This is a genomic window from uncultured Pontibacter sp., from assembly GCF_947499215.1.
In the GTDB taxonomy this organism is placed as follows: domain Bacteria; phylum Bacteroidota; class Bacteroidia; order Cytophagales; family Hymenobacteraceae; genus Pontibacter.
The window spans coordinates 798,426-814,980 of record NZ_CANMNI010000003.1; the positions used below are offsets into that span (position 1 = coordinate 798,426).

The window sequence follows — 16,555 nt, forward strand, 5'->3', positions numbered from 1 at the left end:
TTATTTTGTGAATGGGTCTATGGCAGAAATTACTCTAAAAGTATCTGCGGGGTTATCTGTTTCTGGAAAAGAATAGCCTTTTCAGGGGCCTAAATATACAGTATTTTCAGTAGGCTACTTTTACTTGGTATCATTTACCTTGCTCCTGCGTAGGTCTAAGACAGTATACCTCCATTCAATTAACTGTTCAGTTGCGTATCATAAGGTATACGGGCATTAAAATATTAAACCAACGTGTATGAAAGAGGACAAAAAGCATCCGGGAGGTAAAAACAAACCAAAAACCGGCATACTGCGCGAAGATGATGGCAAACGCACACCGCCAGCGCATACCGGTTACATTACAGGCGGAGATAATCCTGCTAACCGACCAGAACAGGGACCAGACGTGCCGCCGCATGAGCGCACCGAAGGTATTCCTTAATAATGGAATAAGGGGCTTTGACAGCTATACCTGTCAGCTTAAGTAGGAGGTGCTGACAGGTATAGCGAAACACAAGCTCTGTTCATTTATAAATCATTAGCGATTCAATTATGGGTACGCTCGATCAATTATTGCAAGAAAAAAAAATCAAAGCCTTGATCTTTGATCTCGACGGTGTCGTGACGCAAACAGCACGGATACACGCGCAGGCATGGAAGCGCATGTTCGACGCTTACCTGCAACAACGGGGTGAGAAAGAGGGCAAACGCTACGAACCACTCGACATTGAGACCGACTACCGGGAGCACATAGACGGAATTCCGCGCTACGATGGCGTACGTAACTTTCTGAAGTCCCGCGGTATTACCTTGCCGGAAGGAACACCCGAAGATGAAGAGGGCGATGAGACAGTCGGAGGACTCGGGAACCTGAAAAATATGTACTTTCAGGAATTGCTCAGGCAAGGAGGCGTGGATGTGTACGATGACACTATTGCGTGGCTCAAGCGGCAGAAGCAGAATGGCATACGCACAGCTGTGATTTCGGCTAGTAAGAACTGTGTGGATGTGCTGCATGCCGCCGGTATAGAACGACTTTTCGAAGAGCACGTGGATGGTCTGCAATCCGCTGAACTTGGACTGAAGGGCAAACCTGCACCTGATATTTTTCTGGAAGCGGCCCGCCGCCTAGGTATAGCACCACAGGAAACCGCTATTTTTGAAGATGCGCGCAAAGGTGTGCAGGCCGGTAAGGCCGGCGGTTTTGGATTGGTGGTCGGTATAGACCGCACTCATGATGAAGCTGCGCTCAAAGAAGGCGGTGCCGATATCGTCATAAAAGAATTCCCCAAGGTATAAAATCCCATCATCGACATCCCTAAACCAACACTATGATACAGAAACGTGAGGCCCATGAACTTCCTTCGGCCCTCGACCAGCTCAACGAACTCAAAGCGCAATTTGGGGGCAAAACACCCGCCATCTTTCTCGACTACGACGGTTGCCTGACACCCATCGTGCAACGACCCGAAATGGCAGTTCTGTCTGACGAAATGCGGCAAGCGCTGCATGAGTTAGCCTCGGTTACCAAAGTAGCCGTGGTGAGCGGGCGCGACCGAAAGAACGTAGAACAGTTGGTCAAACTCGACAACCTCTATTTTGCCGGTTCGCATGGTTTCGATATCACCGGCCCGAACGGGATGGCTTCGGAGCCCGGAGGAGCAAAAGCCGCCCTGCCTGCACTAGACAAAGCGGATGGCATCTTACAGGAGAAGCTCAAGGACGTGGAAGGCAGTCAGGTGGAGCGGAAGCGCTATGCCATAGCCGTGCACTTCCGCAACGTGGCCGATGATCAGGTAGAAAAAGTGCGCAAGGCGGTTGACGAAGTACTGGACTCCATGCCGGAACTGAAGATCGGGCACGGCAAAAAGATCTATGAGCTGAAACCCAATCTGGACTGGCACAAAGGAAAAGCCGTGTTGTGGTTGATGGAAGAACTTGGCTTGAATGACGGGAAATATGTCCCGCTCTACATCGGCGATGACATAACCGACGAAGACGCTTTTGCAGAGCTGCAGGGCCAAGGGATAGGTATACTGGTGGGTGAGCACGAAGACAAGACGGCCGCCACCTATGCCTTGAAGAGTGTAGATGCAGTGCGTGTTTTTCTGGAAGATCTGACAGACACCATCAAGCAAAACAACCATGGTTGAATGGAGCATCATTTACGATAAGTGGATACCAAAGGAGCAAACCCTCCGTGAAGCGCTCTGCACCCTAGGCAACGGCTACATTGCCACCCGGGGGGCTTTTGAAGAGACCCGGGCTGAAGGAGATATTTATTATCCGGGCACTTATTTGGCTGGCGGTTACAATCGACTAACCTCTGAAGTGGCCGGGAAAGAAATTGAAAACGAGGACCTCGTCAACTGGCCTAACTGGCTACCCATATCATTCCGACATCCAGACGAAGACTGGTTCCATATGAGTAGTGTGGAGGTGCTCGATTTCAAACAGGAACTCGACATGAAGCATGGCCTGTTGCTGCGCTACGTGCATTTCCGCGATGGCAAAGGCCGTGAATCCATGCTCAATACCCGCCGCCTCGTCAGCATGGCCAACCCACACCTTGCCGCACTGGAGTGGCAACTTACCCCCATCAACTGGTCAGGCGAAATAGAGTTGCGGGCCGCCCTTGACGGACGTGTGATCAACAGCGGCGTGTCCCGTTACCGCGAACTGGCCAGTGAGCACCTCGAAACATTGACACAGGGGCAGCACAACGATGAAACCATCTACCTTGTAGTGCAGACCACGCAGTCAAAAACCCGCATGGCGCAGGTTGCGCGCACACAGGTATTCTTTAATGGCCAAGCCAGCGGCATGTTGCCTCAGACTAAAATTGAAGAGGGCTATGTTGAACATGAGTTCAAGCTGCAGGCTTCGGAGGGCCAGCCACTGCGACTCGAGAAAAGTGTGCTGATCTATACCTCCCGGGACTGGGCAACATCCGAGCCTTTGCTCGACGCTTGCACAAACAGTGGCAGACAAGGCACCTTTGAAGAGTCTTTGGAAGAGCATAAGCGGGCATGGCAGCGGCTTTGGAACCGCTGCGACCTAGACACGGCCTGCAACATCAAGACACAGTCCGTTCTACGCTTACACATTTTCCACCTCCTGCAAACCGTGTCCGGTCATACCGTTGACCTAGACGTAGGCGTGCCGGCACGGGGTTGGCACGGAGAAGCGTATAGAGGACACATCTTCTGGGATGAACTCTTTATTTTTCCTTTCCTCAACATGCACCTACCCGCCATTACCCGGGAGTTGCTGATGTACCGCTACCGTCGCCTGAACGAAGCCCGCAGTGCTGCAAAAGAGGCAGGGTATAGAGGTGCCATGTTCCCGTGGCAGAGCGGCAGCAATGGGCGGGAAGAGAGTCAGGTCATCCACCTCAATCCGCAGTCCGGCCGCTGGCTGCCTGACAACACGTACCTGCAGCGGCACATCAGTTCGGCCGTGGCATACAATGTGTGGCACTACTACCAAGCCACCGAAGACATGGATTTCCTCAGTTACCACGGTGCCGAGCTCTTGCTGGACATTGCCCAGTTCTGGTCTACCATCGCGACGCTGAACCAAGAGAAAGGCCGTTACGAGATTCTGCATGTGGTGGGGCCGGACGAGTATCATACCGAGTACCCTAACTCTTCGGAGGTAGGCCTGAACAACAATGCCTATACCAACGTGCTGGCTGTCTGGGTTATCCAAAGAGCCCTCGCGCTGAAAGAAGTGATTGACGACTCTCGCTATGACGAATTGCTTACCAAACTGCATATCAGTCCGGATGACCTGACACGCTGGGAGGACATCAGCAAACGCATGTATGTGCCTTTTCTGGAAGATACCAAGATCATTTCACAGTTTGATGATTATGATAGGCTGCAGGAGTTTGATTGGGAGAAGTATAGAGCCAAGCACGGAGAGGCCATGCGACTCGACCGCATACTCGAGAGCGAAGGCGACAACGTGAACAAGTACAAAGCCAGCAAGCAGGCAGATGTGTTGATGCTGTTTTACCTGTTCTCTTCCGAGGAGTTACTGTCTATCTTCAAGGAGCTTAGCTATGATTTCAAACCAGAGAGTATACCTGAAAACATTGCTTATTATGAAGCCCGAACGTCACACGGCTCTACGCTGAGTAAGATCGTGCATGCGTGGGTGTTGGCCCGTTCAGACCGTAAAAAATCTTGGATAAATTTCGAAATTGCCCTGATGAGCGACCTCGAGGATATACAGGGGGGTACGACGGCAGAAGGTATACATCTTGGCGCCATGGCCGGCACAGTGGACCTTATACAGCGTGCCTATACCGGCCTCGAGATTCGCGACGATGTGCTCTGGCTCAACCCGGTACTCCCCGAAGAGATGCCCTGCCTAAACCTGCAACTCCGTTACCGTGGCCACTGGATAGAGCTGAACCTTACCGCTGATAAAATGGTGATCACGTTCGACAGAGGCTGGTCCAAAGAAGTTAAAATCGGTGTTCGCGGTGAAGTCCATACCTTCCGGACGGGAGATCAAAAGGAGTTTGACATCCGCCGTTGAGGTATAAAGGAATTGTTCTTAGGATCGTGTATACCTACTATGCTTATACCTAAACCTGTATCAGAACCTATCCTGTGTATATACCTGTGTCAGTACCTTTCCGCATTCAAACTGAGGAAGCATGCATAAAATTTTAACTATCACGATCAACCCTGCCTTAGACAAAAGCACGCATGTGAAGCGGGTGTTGCCCGAAAAGAAATTACGTTGCGACGAACCCACCTATGAACCGGGAGGAGGAGGCATCAACGTGTCCCGCGCCATCCGTAAACTCGGCGGCAATTCCATTGCTTGGTTACTCTCAGGAGGGCCTGCAGGAGAGAAGCTCTGCGATTTGTTGAAAGAAGAAGGCGTGGAGTATTGGTCTGGCCAAACAAAAAGCTGGACCCGCGAAAACCTGATGGTGATGGAAGACAGCACCGGCGATCAGTTCCGCTTTGGCATGCCCGGTCCAAGTATAGAAGAGTCAGAATGGCAACAGGTGCTGGATAGATTGGAGAAATTGGAGCAAGTCCCTGAGTACGTGGTAGCGAGTGGCAGTCTTGCCCCCGGCGTGCCGGACGATTTTTACTACCGGATGGCGGTAATAGCCCACAAGCGTAATTTCAAACTGATCGTGGACACCTCCGGCGAAGCTTTAGTAAAAGCCGCAGGAGAGGGGCTCTACCTGATCAAACCCAATTTGGGCGAACTAGCAAAACTTGCCGGCAAAGATCACATCTCAGCATTGGAACAAGAAGAATTTGCCATGCAGGTGCTTAACGAAGGTAAGTGCAAAGTGCTGGTAGTATCGCTTGGTCCACGCGGCGCCATGCTGGCTTCTAAGGAAACAGGTATACACTACGTCGTGCCGCCAACGGTGAAGCAACAAAGCGCCGTCGGTGCTGGCGACAGTATGGTTGCCGGCATTGTCCTGAGTTTGCTCCGGGGTTATCCCTTGGAGGAAGTTGTGCGCTATGGTGTAGCCGCCGGTACCGCCGCCACTATGACGCCGGGGTCTGAGCTTTGCCGCAAAGAGGATACAGAGGAGATTTATCAGTGGTTAATGGAGCATAAGTAATAAATAAAAAAGGGTGAAGCTTTCGCCTCACCCTTTCTCGTAGCACAATGCTATACCTTAAGCATTCTTGTTCACGCAGTTCAAATCTTCAAACGCCTCTTTCAATCTGGCGATGAAGTTTTCTTCGCCTTTGCGCAGCCATACGCGTGGGTCGTAGTATTTCTTGTTTGGCGAGTCAGCACCGTCTGGGTTGCCGAGCTGGCTTTGCAGGTAGTCTTTCTTCGACTCGTAGTAGTTCTTCACGCCGTCCCAGAATGCCCACTGCATGTCCGTGTCGATGTTCATTTTGATGGCACCGTAACCAATTGCTTCTGTAATCTTGGCCTTCTCAGAACCTGAACCGCCGTGGAATACGAAGTTCACCGGGTTGTCGCTGGTGCCGAATTTCTCTTTGATAAAGTCCTGTGAGTTTTTCAGGATCTCAGGGCGCAACTCTACGTTACCCGGCTTGTATACGCCGTGCACGTTACCGAAAGCCGCTGCGATCGTGAAGCGGTCGCTTACCTTCTTCAGCTCTTCGTAAGCATAAGCTACTTCTTCTGGCTGGGTATATAGACGTGAGCTGTCTACGCCCGTGTTGTCTACGCCGTCTTCCTCGCCACCGGTCACGCCAAGTTCGATTTCTACGGTCATGCCGATCTTGTTCATGCGCTTCAAATAGCTGGCGCAAGTCTCGATGTTTTCTTTGATCTCTTCCTCAGAAAGGTCGAGCATGTGCGAGCTGTAAAGCGGCTTGCCGTGTTGCTCAAAGTATTTCTCTCCGGCGTCTAACAGACCGTCGATCCAAGGAAGCAATTTCTTGGCAGCATGGTCGGTATGGAGTACTACTGGCACACCGTATGCTTCGGCCATCAGGTGCACGTGCTGGGCACCGGAAACTGCGCCTGCGATGGCGGCTTTCTGGTTGTCGTTCTCAAGGCCTTTGCCAGCAAAGAAAGTGGCGCCACCGTGTGAGAACTGAATGATAACTGGTGAGTTAAGCGCCTTCGCTGTTTCCAGCACGGCGTTGATAGAGTTTGTGCCAATCACGTTAACGGCTGGCAGCGCAAAGTTATTCTCATTGGCATACTTGAACAGCTCTGTTACTTCATCGCCGAACAAAACCCCTGATCTGAAACGTTTTTCCATGAATGTTTAAGTTTTATTTCGACTTAAAATTAAACATAAATTAGTTCTAAACCGAAGATAGATGGCAGGAGCTTATAAAAAGCGGGACTATACTATATAGAAGGGCTTAATCGAACACCAGCACCTTGTCTTTGTGTTTGCCACGCATGTGACCGCGTATGATCTGTTGCACGTCCTTGTTGTCGTTGTAGCGCTGTATCTCCAACTTGAAATCCTCAAGAGAACTGGCTGAGAAATACTCGTCTACAAAGCCAAAACCGAGGTAAGTGCCATGCTCTACCACTACAATCGACTTCTCACCCAACTCACGGCCCTTGCCCACAATCACGAAGCTGTTGTGCTCATAGGTAAAAGACTCGATGGCGGCATCCACACGGGCATTGTATTCCTCAGGACTCTCATTTCCAATGCAGGCGCCTTTGCAGATGTGTACCTGATAGTCGAAACAGGCACCCGGTGTTTTATACAGGTCACAAAGCTTCTGGCAGAGGTTATACTTCGATACTTTATGGAAAAGAAAACCCTTGGCCTTGAACTGATTTGAAAGCGCAATGATCGGTGTCATGTTCACATCATCGGCCTTGTTCACACTGCCAAACGTCAGGCGTTTATACCCTTTGTCGTCTTCGTAAGTGAAAATGCCGGTGTTGAACACACTGCGCCGCTGTTGGCGATTGTAGTGCGGCTTCATGCGCTTGATCTCCGCCGACTCAAACAACAGCGCCACCAGTTCGTTGCCCATCAATTCGTAGGTGATATCGGCAATCTGGTTTTTGAATTCAATCGATTTGCGACTCTTGTAGTCGATGTTGAAGTGCTGGATGATGCGCTTCTTGATGTTAATACTCTTGCCTACATAGATCACTTCGCCCGCTTCATTGTAAAAGTAGTATACTCCTGGTACCGTCGGCAAAGCGTCTACCTGATCTTTGCTGATGGCAGGCGGAAGAAGGGAGGCTTTAATTTCGTTTTTGAGTTGCTCCGCCGGATCTGCTATGTGCTGCGCTCCGTCAATCACCGGGCGGTTGATTTTGATTAGCTTGTCGAACAGCTTGGCCGTAGCCTCAGCGTCGCCAATGGCGCGGTGGCGCATTTGCAGCGGAATGTCAATGCTCTTGCAAAGCTTACCCAGTGAGTAGGACGGCAAGCCGGGTATAAGCGAACGGCTCAGACGCACGGTACAGAGAGTTTTGCGCTGGAAGGTAAAGCCCAGATCAGCGAACTCTTTCTTAATGAAGGAATAGTCGAAGCGCACGTTGTGGGCCACGAAAACCATACCCTCCGTAAACTGCACGATCTCCTTAGCCACCTCGTAAAACTTAGGTGCATCCTGCACCATGTCGTCGGTAATGCCGGTAAGTTGGGATATGTAATAAGGTATAGGGCGCTGCGGATTGATCAGGGTGCTATACTTGTCAACGATTTCTTTGCCATCATGAATGAAGATGGCAATCTCCGTGATCCTGTCCTGCGTAGGTTGGCTACCCGTCGTCTCAATGTCTATGATGGCGTACAAGCTGTTTCTCTTTTAGGCTTTTTTGAAGAAGTCTTCGGTCTGTTCCAAAGGGCTATCCTGTAAACCAATATTTTTAGCAATACGTTTCAAATCGCACTCACGCCATACCTCGTGCAAATGGAGTTAGCAAAGTTAGACTATTGCTCGGCCTCCCGGTCATCTTCGTAGCGCTCCTTTTTAGCTTTTTCACGTAGCTTGTCGAACATCTTCCGGAAGCGCCCCGATTTTTTCTCCTTAACCTCGTCTATATCGGCGAGCAAAAAGCCAAAGGGCTGCAGCGGCTCATAAGCATCAAACAGCACTTTCAGAATCGCGATCATAGGTATAGAAATGATCATACCGGCAGCCCCCCAGATTTCACCGCCAATAAGCAAGGCTATAATAGCTGCGAATGGGTTGATACTTACCTTGGAACCAACGACATAGGGCGTAATGAAGTTGCCTTCCAGAAACTGCACGAACATAAACACCAGTACCACCAGCACTGCGTCGATCAGATGACCCGTAGTGGCCAACGTGAACAGTGCCGGGAGCATCGCCCCAATCAGAATGCCGATATAAGGTATAACGGTCAGGATGGAGGCAAATACGCCAAAGAAAATCGCATACTTGACGCCCAGCAGAAGCAAACCAGCCGAGTTTAGCAAGGAAACGATCACGATCACGATCATCAAGCCTGAAATATAGCTTTGCGCCACCACTTGTATGTTATCGATGGTGTGGTTCAGGCTACCGCGGCGGTCCTTGGCCACAAACTTATAGATGAACTGTTCGAGGTGATCGCGGTAGTACAGGAAACAGAACACAAAGATGGGCACAATGGTGATCATGGTCAGCGCTCCGGTAGTAAGAGAAATGGTGCTGCCGACAAAGGTGGTCGAAAACTCCTGCAGACCGCCCACTGCGTTGCGGAATAGTTCGCTCTTGTTGGCCGGCTGAATACCAAAATTATGATAGAGGTATTCCTGCACCTTCATGATTAAGGCATCAAAATTTTTACCGATGGTGTCTAGTTCAGAGGTCAGGCTCACCACCTGCATAGAGAGAAACCAGATCACAAGTCCAAGTATCACTACCACCAGTATTATGCTTACAAAAATGGCTAAGGCTCTTGGGAAGCGGAACTTTTCAAGGTCGCGTGTGAGGGGCAACAGGAGCAGGGCGAACAGTAATGCAAATACCAGCGGCATTAATACCGCTTTGAAACTCTGCAAAACCCAGATTGCTAAAAAGAGTCCCAGTAAAATGATCACATACTTGAAGTACCGGGGTAATTTGATTTCCATGGGGGTGTGTATGAATTAAGGTATACGGAATTAATAGCCGCATTCAATTAAGCAAATGTAGTGTGCAAGTATAGTTAAATCTAAATATTTTTATGCTAATAATTTTAGCTAATTTATACCTCTGTTTTTCTGAGATTTTAGTGAACTGTAAGCAATGTGTATTGGTTGTATAGAAGTGGTTGATGAATTCGATAAAATTAGCTATATTTGTTGACTAAAAATATTAGCAATAATCTTCTTGAATTGATGAATTGGTCAGATGCCGGAACTATTTGTAGCGTCTGATTTCTTTTATTTTTCTATATTTCCGAGTGATTCCACTAAATCAAATACACTTACGCTTACAGAATGGCAGAGTTAGAGCATAATTATAACGAAGACAGCATTCGCTCGCTAGAGCCCCGCGAACACATCAGGCTACGCCCCGGTATGTACATCGGTAAACTGGGAGACGGTTCTTCGGCCGATGATGGTATTTACATTTTGGTGAAAGAGGTAATCGACAACTCCATAGACGAACACGTCATGGGTTTCGGCAAGACCATCGACATCAAAATATCAGACCACAAGGTGCAGGTGCGTGACTATGGCCGCGGTATTCCGCTGGGCAAGGTGATCGACTGTGTGAGCAAGATTAACACGGGCGGTAAGTACGACAGCAAGGCTTTCCAGAAGTCTGTTGGTCTGAACGGTGTGGGTACCAAAGCGGTGAACGCCCTTTCGAGCCACTTCCGCATTCAGTCCGTGCGCGATGGAAAAATGAAAGCCGCTGAGTTCGAGCGTGGCGTGCTTACGGAAGATCTAGAGTTACAGGATTCAACGCAGCGCAACGGTACGTTGACGGTTTTCACGCCGGACGATACTATTTTCAAGAACTACCAGTACAACCCGGATTATCTGGAAAACCAGATCTGGAATTATGTATACCTGAACGCCGGTCTGACGATTAACTTCAACGGCAAGAAATTCTACTCCGAAAACGGCCTTCTCGATCTTTTGAGAAACAAAGCCGACGAGGATAGCATGCGCTACCCGATCATTCACCTGAAAGGCAATGACATTGAGCTGGCCATAACACACGGTAACGACTACGGCGAAGAGTATTACTCGTTTGTGAATGGCCAGTATACCACCATGGGTGGTACACACTTGGCAGCTTTCCGTGAAGCGATCGTGAAAACAGTGCGCGACTTCTATAAGAAAGACTACGACGCGGCTGATATTCGAGGCTCTATTGTAGGTGCTATTTCCCTGCGTGTGCAGGAGCCGGTGTTCGAATCGCAGACCAAAACCAAACTGGGCTCGATTGACATGGGACCAGACGGCCCGGCGGTGCGCGCTTATATCAACGAATTCATAAAGGAATCGCTCGACAACTACCTGCACAAGAACCCGACGACGGCTGAAGCGCTGAAGAAGCGTATCGAGCAAAGCGAGCGGGAGCGCAAGGACATGGCCGGCGTGAAAAAGCTGGCCAATCAGCGTGCCAAGAAAGCCAACCTGCACAACCGTAAGCTGCGTGACTGCCGCCTGCACTTCAACGAGGACAAGCACGAGAACTCGCTTCTTTCCACGCTATTCATCACAGAGGGCGACTCCGCGAGTGGTTCCATCACCAAATCCCGCAACGTGGACACGGAGGCAGTATTCAGTTTGAGAGGAAAGCCGCTGAATTGCTTCGGTCTGAAGAAAAAGGTGGTATACGAAAACGAAGAATTTAACCTGCTGCAGCACGCCCTGAATATTGAAGAAGGCTTGGAAGGTTTGCGTTACAACCGCGTGGTAATCGCGACTGATGCCGACGTGGACGGTATGCACATCCGTCTACTGCTCTTGACCTTCTTCCTGCAGTTCTTCCCGGATTTGGTGAAGAACGGACACGTTTTCATTCTGGAGACACCGCTCTTCCGAGTGCGCAACAAGAAAGAAACGATCTATTGCTATAACGAAACCGAAAAACAGGCGGCTATTGAGAAACTGGGCAAGCGTCCGGAGATCACGCGCTTCAAGGGCCTTGGTGAGATTTCGCCTGACGAGTTTGGCAAGTTCATTGGTGACAACATCAAATTGAAGCCGGTGTTCCTGCAAAAAGACACGACGATACAGAAAATGCTGAGCTACTACATGGGCAAAAACACGCCGGAGCGCCAGCAATTTATTATTGAGAATCTGAAGTTTGAGAAAGATATAGTTGAAGAAGTATATGCATAACGACGAACTGAACAACGAAGGTATAGAAAGAGAAGACGAGTTGGAGATCGCGTTCACAGACGGTGAAGAAGAGGTAATCCATAACGTAACCCCGGTATCTGGTCTGTACGAGAACTGGTTCCTCGACTATGCTTCTTATGTAATTCTAGAACGTGCCGTTCCTGCCATTGAGGACGGACTCAAGCCCGTGCAGCGCCGTATCCTGCACGCCATGAAGGAGATGGACGATGGTCGCTTTAACAAAGTGGCCAACGTGATCGGTCAGACCATGCAGTATCACCCACACGGTGACGCCTCTATTGGCGACGCCATGGTGAATTTGGGTCAGAAAGATCTGCTGATCGAGACGCAGGGTAACTGGGGCGATGTGCGCACCGGTGACAGCGCGGCGGCACCGCGTTACATCGAGGCCCGTCTGTCTAAGTTTGCGCTCGATGTGGTGTTCAATCCGCAGACAACACTCTGGCAGCTAAGCTACGACGGCCGTAAGAATGAGCCGGTGACCTTGCCGGTGAAATTCCCTTTGCTACTGGCGCAGGGTGTGGAAGGTATAGCAGTTGGTCTTTCGACCAAGATCATGCCGCACAACTTCAAAGAGCTGATCAAAGGTTCTATTGATGTCCTGAAAGGCCGCAGCACGACCTTGCTTCCTGACTTCCCGAACGGGGGTATGGTGGACGTGACCAATTACAATCATGGTATGCGCGGTGGCAAGATCCGTGTGCGTGCCACGATTGAGAAGGTAGATAAGACCATGCTCATCATCCGCGACGTGCCTTATGGCATCACGACCACGGGGCTGATGGAGTCGATCGTGAAGGCGAGCGAAAACAACAAGATCAAGATTAAGAAGGTAGTCGATAATACGGCTGCTGATGTGGAAATACAGGTACAGCTGCCGCCGGGGGTGTCGCCTGACCTGACCATGGACGCGCTATACGCCTTTACGGACTGCGAAGTGTCTATCTCGCCTAACACATGTGTGATCATTGACGATAAGCCGCACTTCCTGAGTGTGGACGAGTTGCTTCGCATTTCTACGTTTAAGACAGTAGACCTGCTCAAGCGTGAGCTCGAGATCCGCAAAGGCGAATTGGAAGACAGGTGGCATTACTCGTCCTTGGAGAAAATCTTCATCGAGAATCGCATTTATCGCGACATCGAGGAGTGTGAAACGTGGGAGGCTGTGCTCGAAGCGATTGACAAAGGCTTGGATCCGTTCAAGAAGCTGCTTCGCCGCGAAGTAACCCAAGACGACATCATCCGCCTAACGGAAATTAAGATCAAACGCATCTCTAAGTTTGACTCTTTCAAAGCCGATGAGTACATCAACAAGCTGGAAGAGGAGATGGCTGAGGTGGACGATAATCTGGCCAACCTGATCCGCTATGCGATTGCCTATTTCGAAGGCTTGCTGAAAAAATACGGACAGGGACGCGACCGAAAGACGCAAGTGAAAACTTTTGATGTGATTACAGCACAGAAAGTTGCGATCGCTAACCAAAAGCTTTACATGAACGCTAAAGACGGCTTCATTGGTACGGGTCTTCGTAAAGACGAGTTTGTGTGCGACTGCTCTGACATGGACGATATCATCGTGTTCCGTAAGGATGGCAAGTTCACCGTAACCAAGGTGGCCGACAAGACCTTCGTGGGCAAAGACATTATTATGGCCGGTGTCTACAACAAGAACGACGAGCACATGGTCTACAACATGATTTATGTGGACGGCAAGACAGGCGTATCCTTTGCGAAGCGCTTCTCAGTAAAGTCAATCACCCGTGATAAGGAATATGACCTAACCAAGGGCAACAAAGGCTCCAAGGTGCATTACCTGACAGCTAATCCGAACTCAGAATCGGAGGTGGTAAACATTACCCTTGCTCCACAGTCAACCGCTCGTATTAAAACATTCGACTATGACTTTGCCGAACTGATGATAAAAGGCAAAGGATCAAATGGTAATATCGTCACGAAGTATCCAATCAAGAAAGTGGTGCAGAAGAGTCTGGGTGAGTCGACGCTGGGTGGACGCGAGATCTTCTATGATGAAGTGATCGGTCGTCTGAACACCGAAGCCCGTGGCCGTTATCTTGGCTCGTTCAACACTGATGATACGATTTTGGTAATATACGAAGACGGTACCTACGAGCAGACCACCTTTGATCTGGCTAACCACTATACCGTGGAGAAGATCAAAGTGCTGCAGAAGTTCGATCCTGAGTTGGTGGTATCTGCCATTTACTACGAAGGCGAGAACAAAACCTACTACGTGAAGCGTTTCAAGATCGAGACAACCACAATAGGAAAGCGTTTCCCGTTCATCTCAGAGAGCAAGAACTCCAGACTGGAGGCTGTTTCAACGCATTCAGTACCATTGGCTACTATTGCTTTCAAGCGTTCACTGCGCGGGGAGAAAGAAACGGAGAAGCTCTTGCTAAGCGAGTTCATCGACGTGAAAGGCTGGAAGGCCATGGGTAACAAGCTAAGTTACTTCAAGATCTTTGATGTGAAAGTGCCAAGACAAGAGGAAGTGGAGGTTGAAGAGAAGCCTAAGGCTAAGAAAGTTGCTACGAAGCGTGAGCCTGTAACATTGCCTTCCGAACTAAAGGAATTGGCAGAAGAAGCAGCTAAAGTTAGTGGGGCTCAACTTGATGCGCTTGAAACCGTAGAAGAACTATCAGACGACGACAGTGCAAATAAGGCTTTGAAGAAAAGGAAACAGCTGGATTTGTTCTAAATTTAATCCTTTTTTGCATAAGTCGTTTTAAAGCAATATATTAGGTTGCTTATTACAGATTATGCGAATACTTTTTAAAGTCATACCCATTTTATTCATCATGCTCGGTTTCCTAATATCTCCACTGGAGGTGTTGGGAGATTCCGGGCATGATGTGCTTTTAAAGAAAGCGTACGAGCTGAAGGAGCAATATAAGGAGACGGAGGCGCTAGCCGTTTATGAAGAAATAATCGCCGCCGATGCATCCAATTTCGAGGCGCTGTGCCATGCGAGTTTATTGCACAGCCGTATGGGCGACCGTTTTACAGACGACAGTCGCAAGTTGGAGCACTTCAACACTGCTAAAACCTATGCTACTCGCGCCTATGAGCTGAATTCCCTAGATGCACGGGCTAACTACGCCATGGCGCTGTCTTTGTCATGTTTGGCGATGGTGTCTGGTCCCAAGCAGCGTTTAGCGCTAATCGCTCAGGTAAAAGATTACCTTGATGCCACGCTCCTTACTGACGGTGTGCACGCAGATGCATGGCACCTGTTAGGGCGCTGGTATTTTAAAATGGCCAACCTGAACTTTGCAGAAGTTACCGCATACAAAATGATGGGTAGTCTAAATGGTAGAGCAAATAATCAAGATGCCGTACATGCAATGAAGATGGCAATTCAACATAATCCGTCGAATTTGCGCTATTACTATGATTTAGCCTGTATCTATCAGGAAATGAAAGAGAAAGAGGCTAGCGTGGCAACATTACAGCAGGCTGTCGCATTGAATTTAGACCTTCAAACGAAGGAAGAAATGGAGTTAAGCAGGCGTTGTAAGATCATGCTGCAGGATTTCCTGAAGTAAGTCAATCTTTACCCATACGAGGGGCCTGCTACCAAACGGAAGCAGGCCCCTCGCTTTTTTACCAAACTATAAGCGCACCTAATAATCGGTTATTAGGCAAATTATCTATAATTTAGCGCACTTATAGATTGTAAGAATAGACAGTACGTGATGTCCCGATTAACCTGCAGATGGGTAGTGATGTTGTTTTTTGCGCTGACCGCCTGTGGTTCGGAAGAAGGAATGAGAGAGCAGATGGTGAATCTGGAGGCAGTGTCTGTGGAAGACCCTGAAAAGCAATTGGTCAACCTGAGTGAGGCGATAGAACGGTCCAGACGGGACGGCAGCCTCTACGCCCGGCGTGCCATGGTTTTCCTCCGGAAAGGAGAATTGGACAAGGCGTTGGAAGATGCTGATAAGGCCATCGAGCTGTCAAAGCAGGAGCCTGCCAACTACTTCGTTAAAGCGCAGGTGCTATACCTGATGGGCAGATCGGAGGAGGCTTTGCCTTTGGCTTTGCAAGCGGAACGTAACTCTTTTGAGAATGCCTCCCTGTATGTGCTGCTGTCGGAGTTATACCTGCAGCGCCACGAGTATAAAAAGGCTGAGCGGTTTATAAGACAGGCGCTTGAATTGGCACCTGAGGATGTTTACGCCACCTATTACTATGGTCGGGTGCAGGAGGCAACCGGCGACACGACGAGGGCCATGCAAAGTTACCAAGAAGCATTGATGCTAAAACCGGACTTTGTGGAACCGCACCGTGAACTGGCAGGCTTATACCTAGCCTTAGCGGAATATATACCCGCTAGAGCGCATACGCAGCAGGCGTTGCGCCTAGAGCAAAAGGACCCTAAGTTGTGGTACTACGATGGAATGCTCCAGTTGAACGCTCAGCGCAGAGACAGTGCCGAGCAGAGTTTCCAGCAGGCCCTAGCTTTATCCGATACCTTGCAGGCGGCACATTATCAGCTTGCCTTGCTCATGCATGGCAAAGGAGAATACGAACGGGCGATGCAGCATTTGGATGGCGCTGCTGAGACTTATGGAAATAGCCTGCGGTTCCTTTCAGTGCTTGCCAGCAGCTATGAAAAGCTAGGGGAAAACTTGGAGGCACTCCGTACCTATGAGCGTATGGTGGCATTGGAACCAAAACATACGTACGCCTTGCAGAGTATGGCGCGTTTGAGATACAGATTAGAAAGACCCAGACCCCAGCTGGACAGCATGGCTGTTCGTCAAAGGGGCTATTAACACG

At 49.5% G+C, this 16,555-nt stretch carries 12 protein-coding genes; 9 read left to right on the forward strand and 3 right to left on the reverse strand.

Annotation, left to right across the window (positions count from 1 at the left end; all coding sequences use genetic code 11):
* The first annotated feature begins 238 nt into the window (after nucleotides 1–238).
* The 5 genes from Q1A04_RS17350 to Q1A04_RS17370 all read left to right on the forward strand — a co-directional run bounded on the left by Q1A04_RS17350 (nucleotide 239) and on the right by Q1A04_RS17370 (nucleotide 5,590).
* On the forward strand, nucleotides 239–424 hold the full coding sequence (locus tag Q1A04_RS17350; protein ID WP_299708510.1) for a hypothetical protein: 186 nt from the start codon (nucleotides 239–241) through the stop codon (nucleotides 422–424).
* Nucleotides 425–579: 155 nt separating this feature from the next.
* Entirely contained in the window at nucleotides 580–1,281 is a 702-nt protein-coding gene (locus Q1A04_RS17355) for a beta-phosphoglucomutase family hydrolase (protein ID WP_299708512.1), read from the forward strand.
* A gap of 32 nt (nucleotides 1,282–1,313) precedes the next feature.
* Entirely contained in the window at nucleotides 1,314–2,135 is an 822-nt protein-coding gene (gene otsB / locus Q1A04_RS17360) for a trehalose-phosphatase (protein ID WP_299708514.1), read from the forward strand.
* Nucleotides 2,128–4,530 carry a glycosyl hydrolase family 65 protein gene (locus tag Q1A04_RS17365; protein WP_299708516.1) on the forward strand — a complete coding sequence of 801 codons (2,403 nt, stop codon included), beginning with the start codon at nucleotides 2,128–2,130 and terminating at the stop codon, nucleotides 4,528–4,530. Before otsB ends, Q1A04_RS17365 begins: the two co-directional genes overlap by 8 nt.
* Before the next feature lie 121 nt (nucleotides 4,531–4,651).
* On the forward strand, nucleotides 4,652–5,590 hold the full coding sequence (locus Q1A04_RS17370) for a hexose kinase (RefSeq protein WP_299708518.1): 939 nt from the start codon (nucleotides 4,652–4,654) through the stop codon (nucleotides 5,588–5,590).
* Between the two features lie 57 nt (nucleotides 5,591–5,647).
* On the opposite strand, the gene fbaA is transcribed toward Q1A04_RS17370, so the two are convergent.
* The 3 genes from fbaA to Q1A04_RS17385 all read right to left on the reverse strand — a co-directional run bounded on the left by fbaA (nucleotide 5,648) and on the right by Q1A04_RS17385 (nucleotide 9,520).
* Nucleotides 5,648–6,718 (reverse strand): class II fructose-bisphosphate aldolase, encoded by a 1,071-nt coding sequence (fbaA, locus tag Q1A04_RS17375; protein ID WP_299708520.1) that lies wholly within the window; start codon nucleotides 6,716–6,718, stop codon nucleotides 5,648–5,650.
* A 106-nt stretch (nucleotides 6,719–6,824) separates the two neighbouring features.
* The gene (locus Q1A04_RS17380) at nucleotides 6,825–8,234 is read right to left on the reverse strand and encodes an exonuclease domain-containing protein (protein WP_299708522.1); all 1,410 of its coding nucleotides are present in this window, start codon (nucleotides 8,232–8,234) and stop codon (nucleotides 6,825–6,827) included.
* A gap of 137 nt (nucleotides 8,235–8,371) precedes the next feature.
* Nucleotides 8,372–9,520 (reverse strand): AI-2E family transporter, encoded by a 1,149-nt coding sequence (locus Q1A04_RS17385; protein ID WP_299708524.1) that lies wholly within the window; start codon nucleotides 9,518–9,520, stop codon nucleotides 8,372–8,374.
* A 348-nt stretch (nucleotides 9,521–9,868) separates the two neighbouring features.
* On the opposite strand from Q1A04_RS17385, the gene Q1A04_RS17390 reads away from it, so the two are divergent.
* From Q1A04_RS17390 to Q1A04_RS17405, 4 genes are all read left to right on the forward strand, one after another.
* The gene (locus tag Q1A04_RS17390) at nucleotides 9,869–11,731 is read left to right on the forward strand and encodes a DNA topoisomerase IV subunit B (RefSeq protein ID WP_299708526.1); all 1,863 of its coding nucleotides are present in this window, start codon (nucleotides 9,869–9,871) and stop codon (nucleotides 11,729–11,731) included.
* Complete coding sequence (locus Q1A04_RS17395) at nucleotides 11,724–14,471, forward strand: DNA gyrase/topoisomerase IV subunit A (RefSeq protein WP_299708528.1); 2,748 nt, start codon at nucleotides 11,724–11,726, stop codon at nucleotides 14,469–14,471. The genes Q1A04_RS17390 and Q1A04_RS17395 overlap by 8 nt, the downstream gene beginning before the upstream one ends.
* Nucleotides 14,472–14,532: 61 nt before the next feature.
* Entirely contained in the window at nucleotides 14,533–15,318 is a 786-nt protein-coding gene (locus Q1A04_RS17400) for a hypothetical protein (protein ID WP_299708530.1), read from the forward strand.
* Nucleotides 15,319–15,468: 150 nt separating this feature from the next.
* Nucleotides 15,469–16,551 carry a tetratricopeptide repeat protein gene (locus Q1A04_RS17405; protein WP_299708532.1) on the forward strand — a complete coding sequence of 361 codons (1,083 nt, stop codon included), beginning with the start codon at nucleotides 15,469–15,471 and terminating at the stop codon, nucleotides 16,549–16,551.
* The last annotated feature ends 4 nt before the right edge of the window (nucleotides 16,552–16,555 follow it).

Coding starts and splice junctions, on each gene's coding strand:
- Q1A04_RS17385 (WP_299708524.1), bottom strand. CDS start 9,520: ATGGAAATCAAATTACCCCGGTACTTCAAGTATGTGATCATTTTACTG.
- Q1A04_RS17390 (WP_299708526.1), top strand. CDS start 9,869: ATGGCAGAGTTAGAGCATAATTATAACGAAGACAGCATTCGCTCGCTA.
- Q1A04_RS17365 (WP_299708516.1), top strand. CDS start 2,128: ATGGTTGAATGGAGCATCATTTACGATAAGTGGATACCAAAGGAGCAA.
- Q1A04_RS17370 (WP_299708518.1), top strand. CDS start 4,652: ATGCATAAAATTTTAACTATCACGATCAACCCTGCCTTAGACAAAAGC.
- otsB (WP_299708514.1), top strand. CDS start 1,314: ATGATACAGAAACGTGAGGCCCATGAACTTCCTTCGGCCCTCGACCAG.
- Q1A04_RS17400 (WP_299708530.1), top strand. CDS start 14,533: ATGCGAATACTTTTTAAAGTCATACCCATTTTATTCATCATGCTCGGT.
- Q1A04_RS17350 (WP_299708510.1), top strand. CDS start 239: ATGAAAGAGGACAAAAAGCATCCGGGAGGTAAAAACAAACCAAAAACC.
- fbaA (WP_299708520.1), bottom strand. CDS start 6,718: ATGGAAAAACGTTTCAGATCAGGGGTTTTGTTCGGCGATGAAGTAACA.
- Q1A04_RS17405 (WP_299708532.1), top strand. CDS start 15,469: ATGTCCCGATTAACCTGCAGATGGGTAGTGATGTTGTTTTTTGCGCTG.
- Q1A04_RS17395 (WP_299708528.1), top strand. CDS start 11,724: ATGCATAACGACGAACTGAACAACGAAGGTATAGAAAGAGAAGACGAG.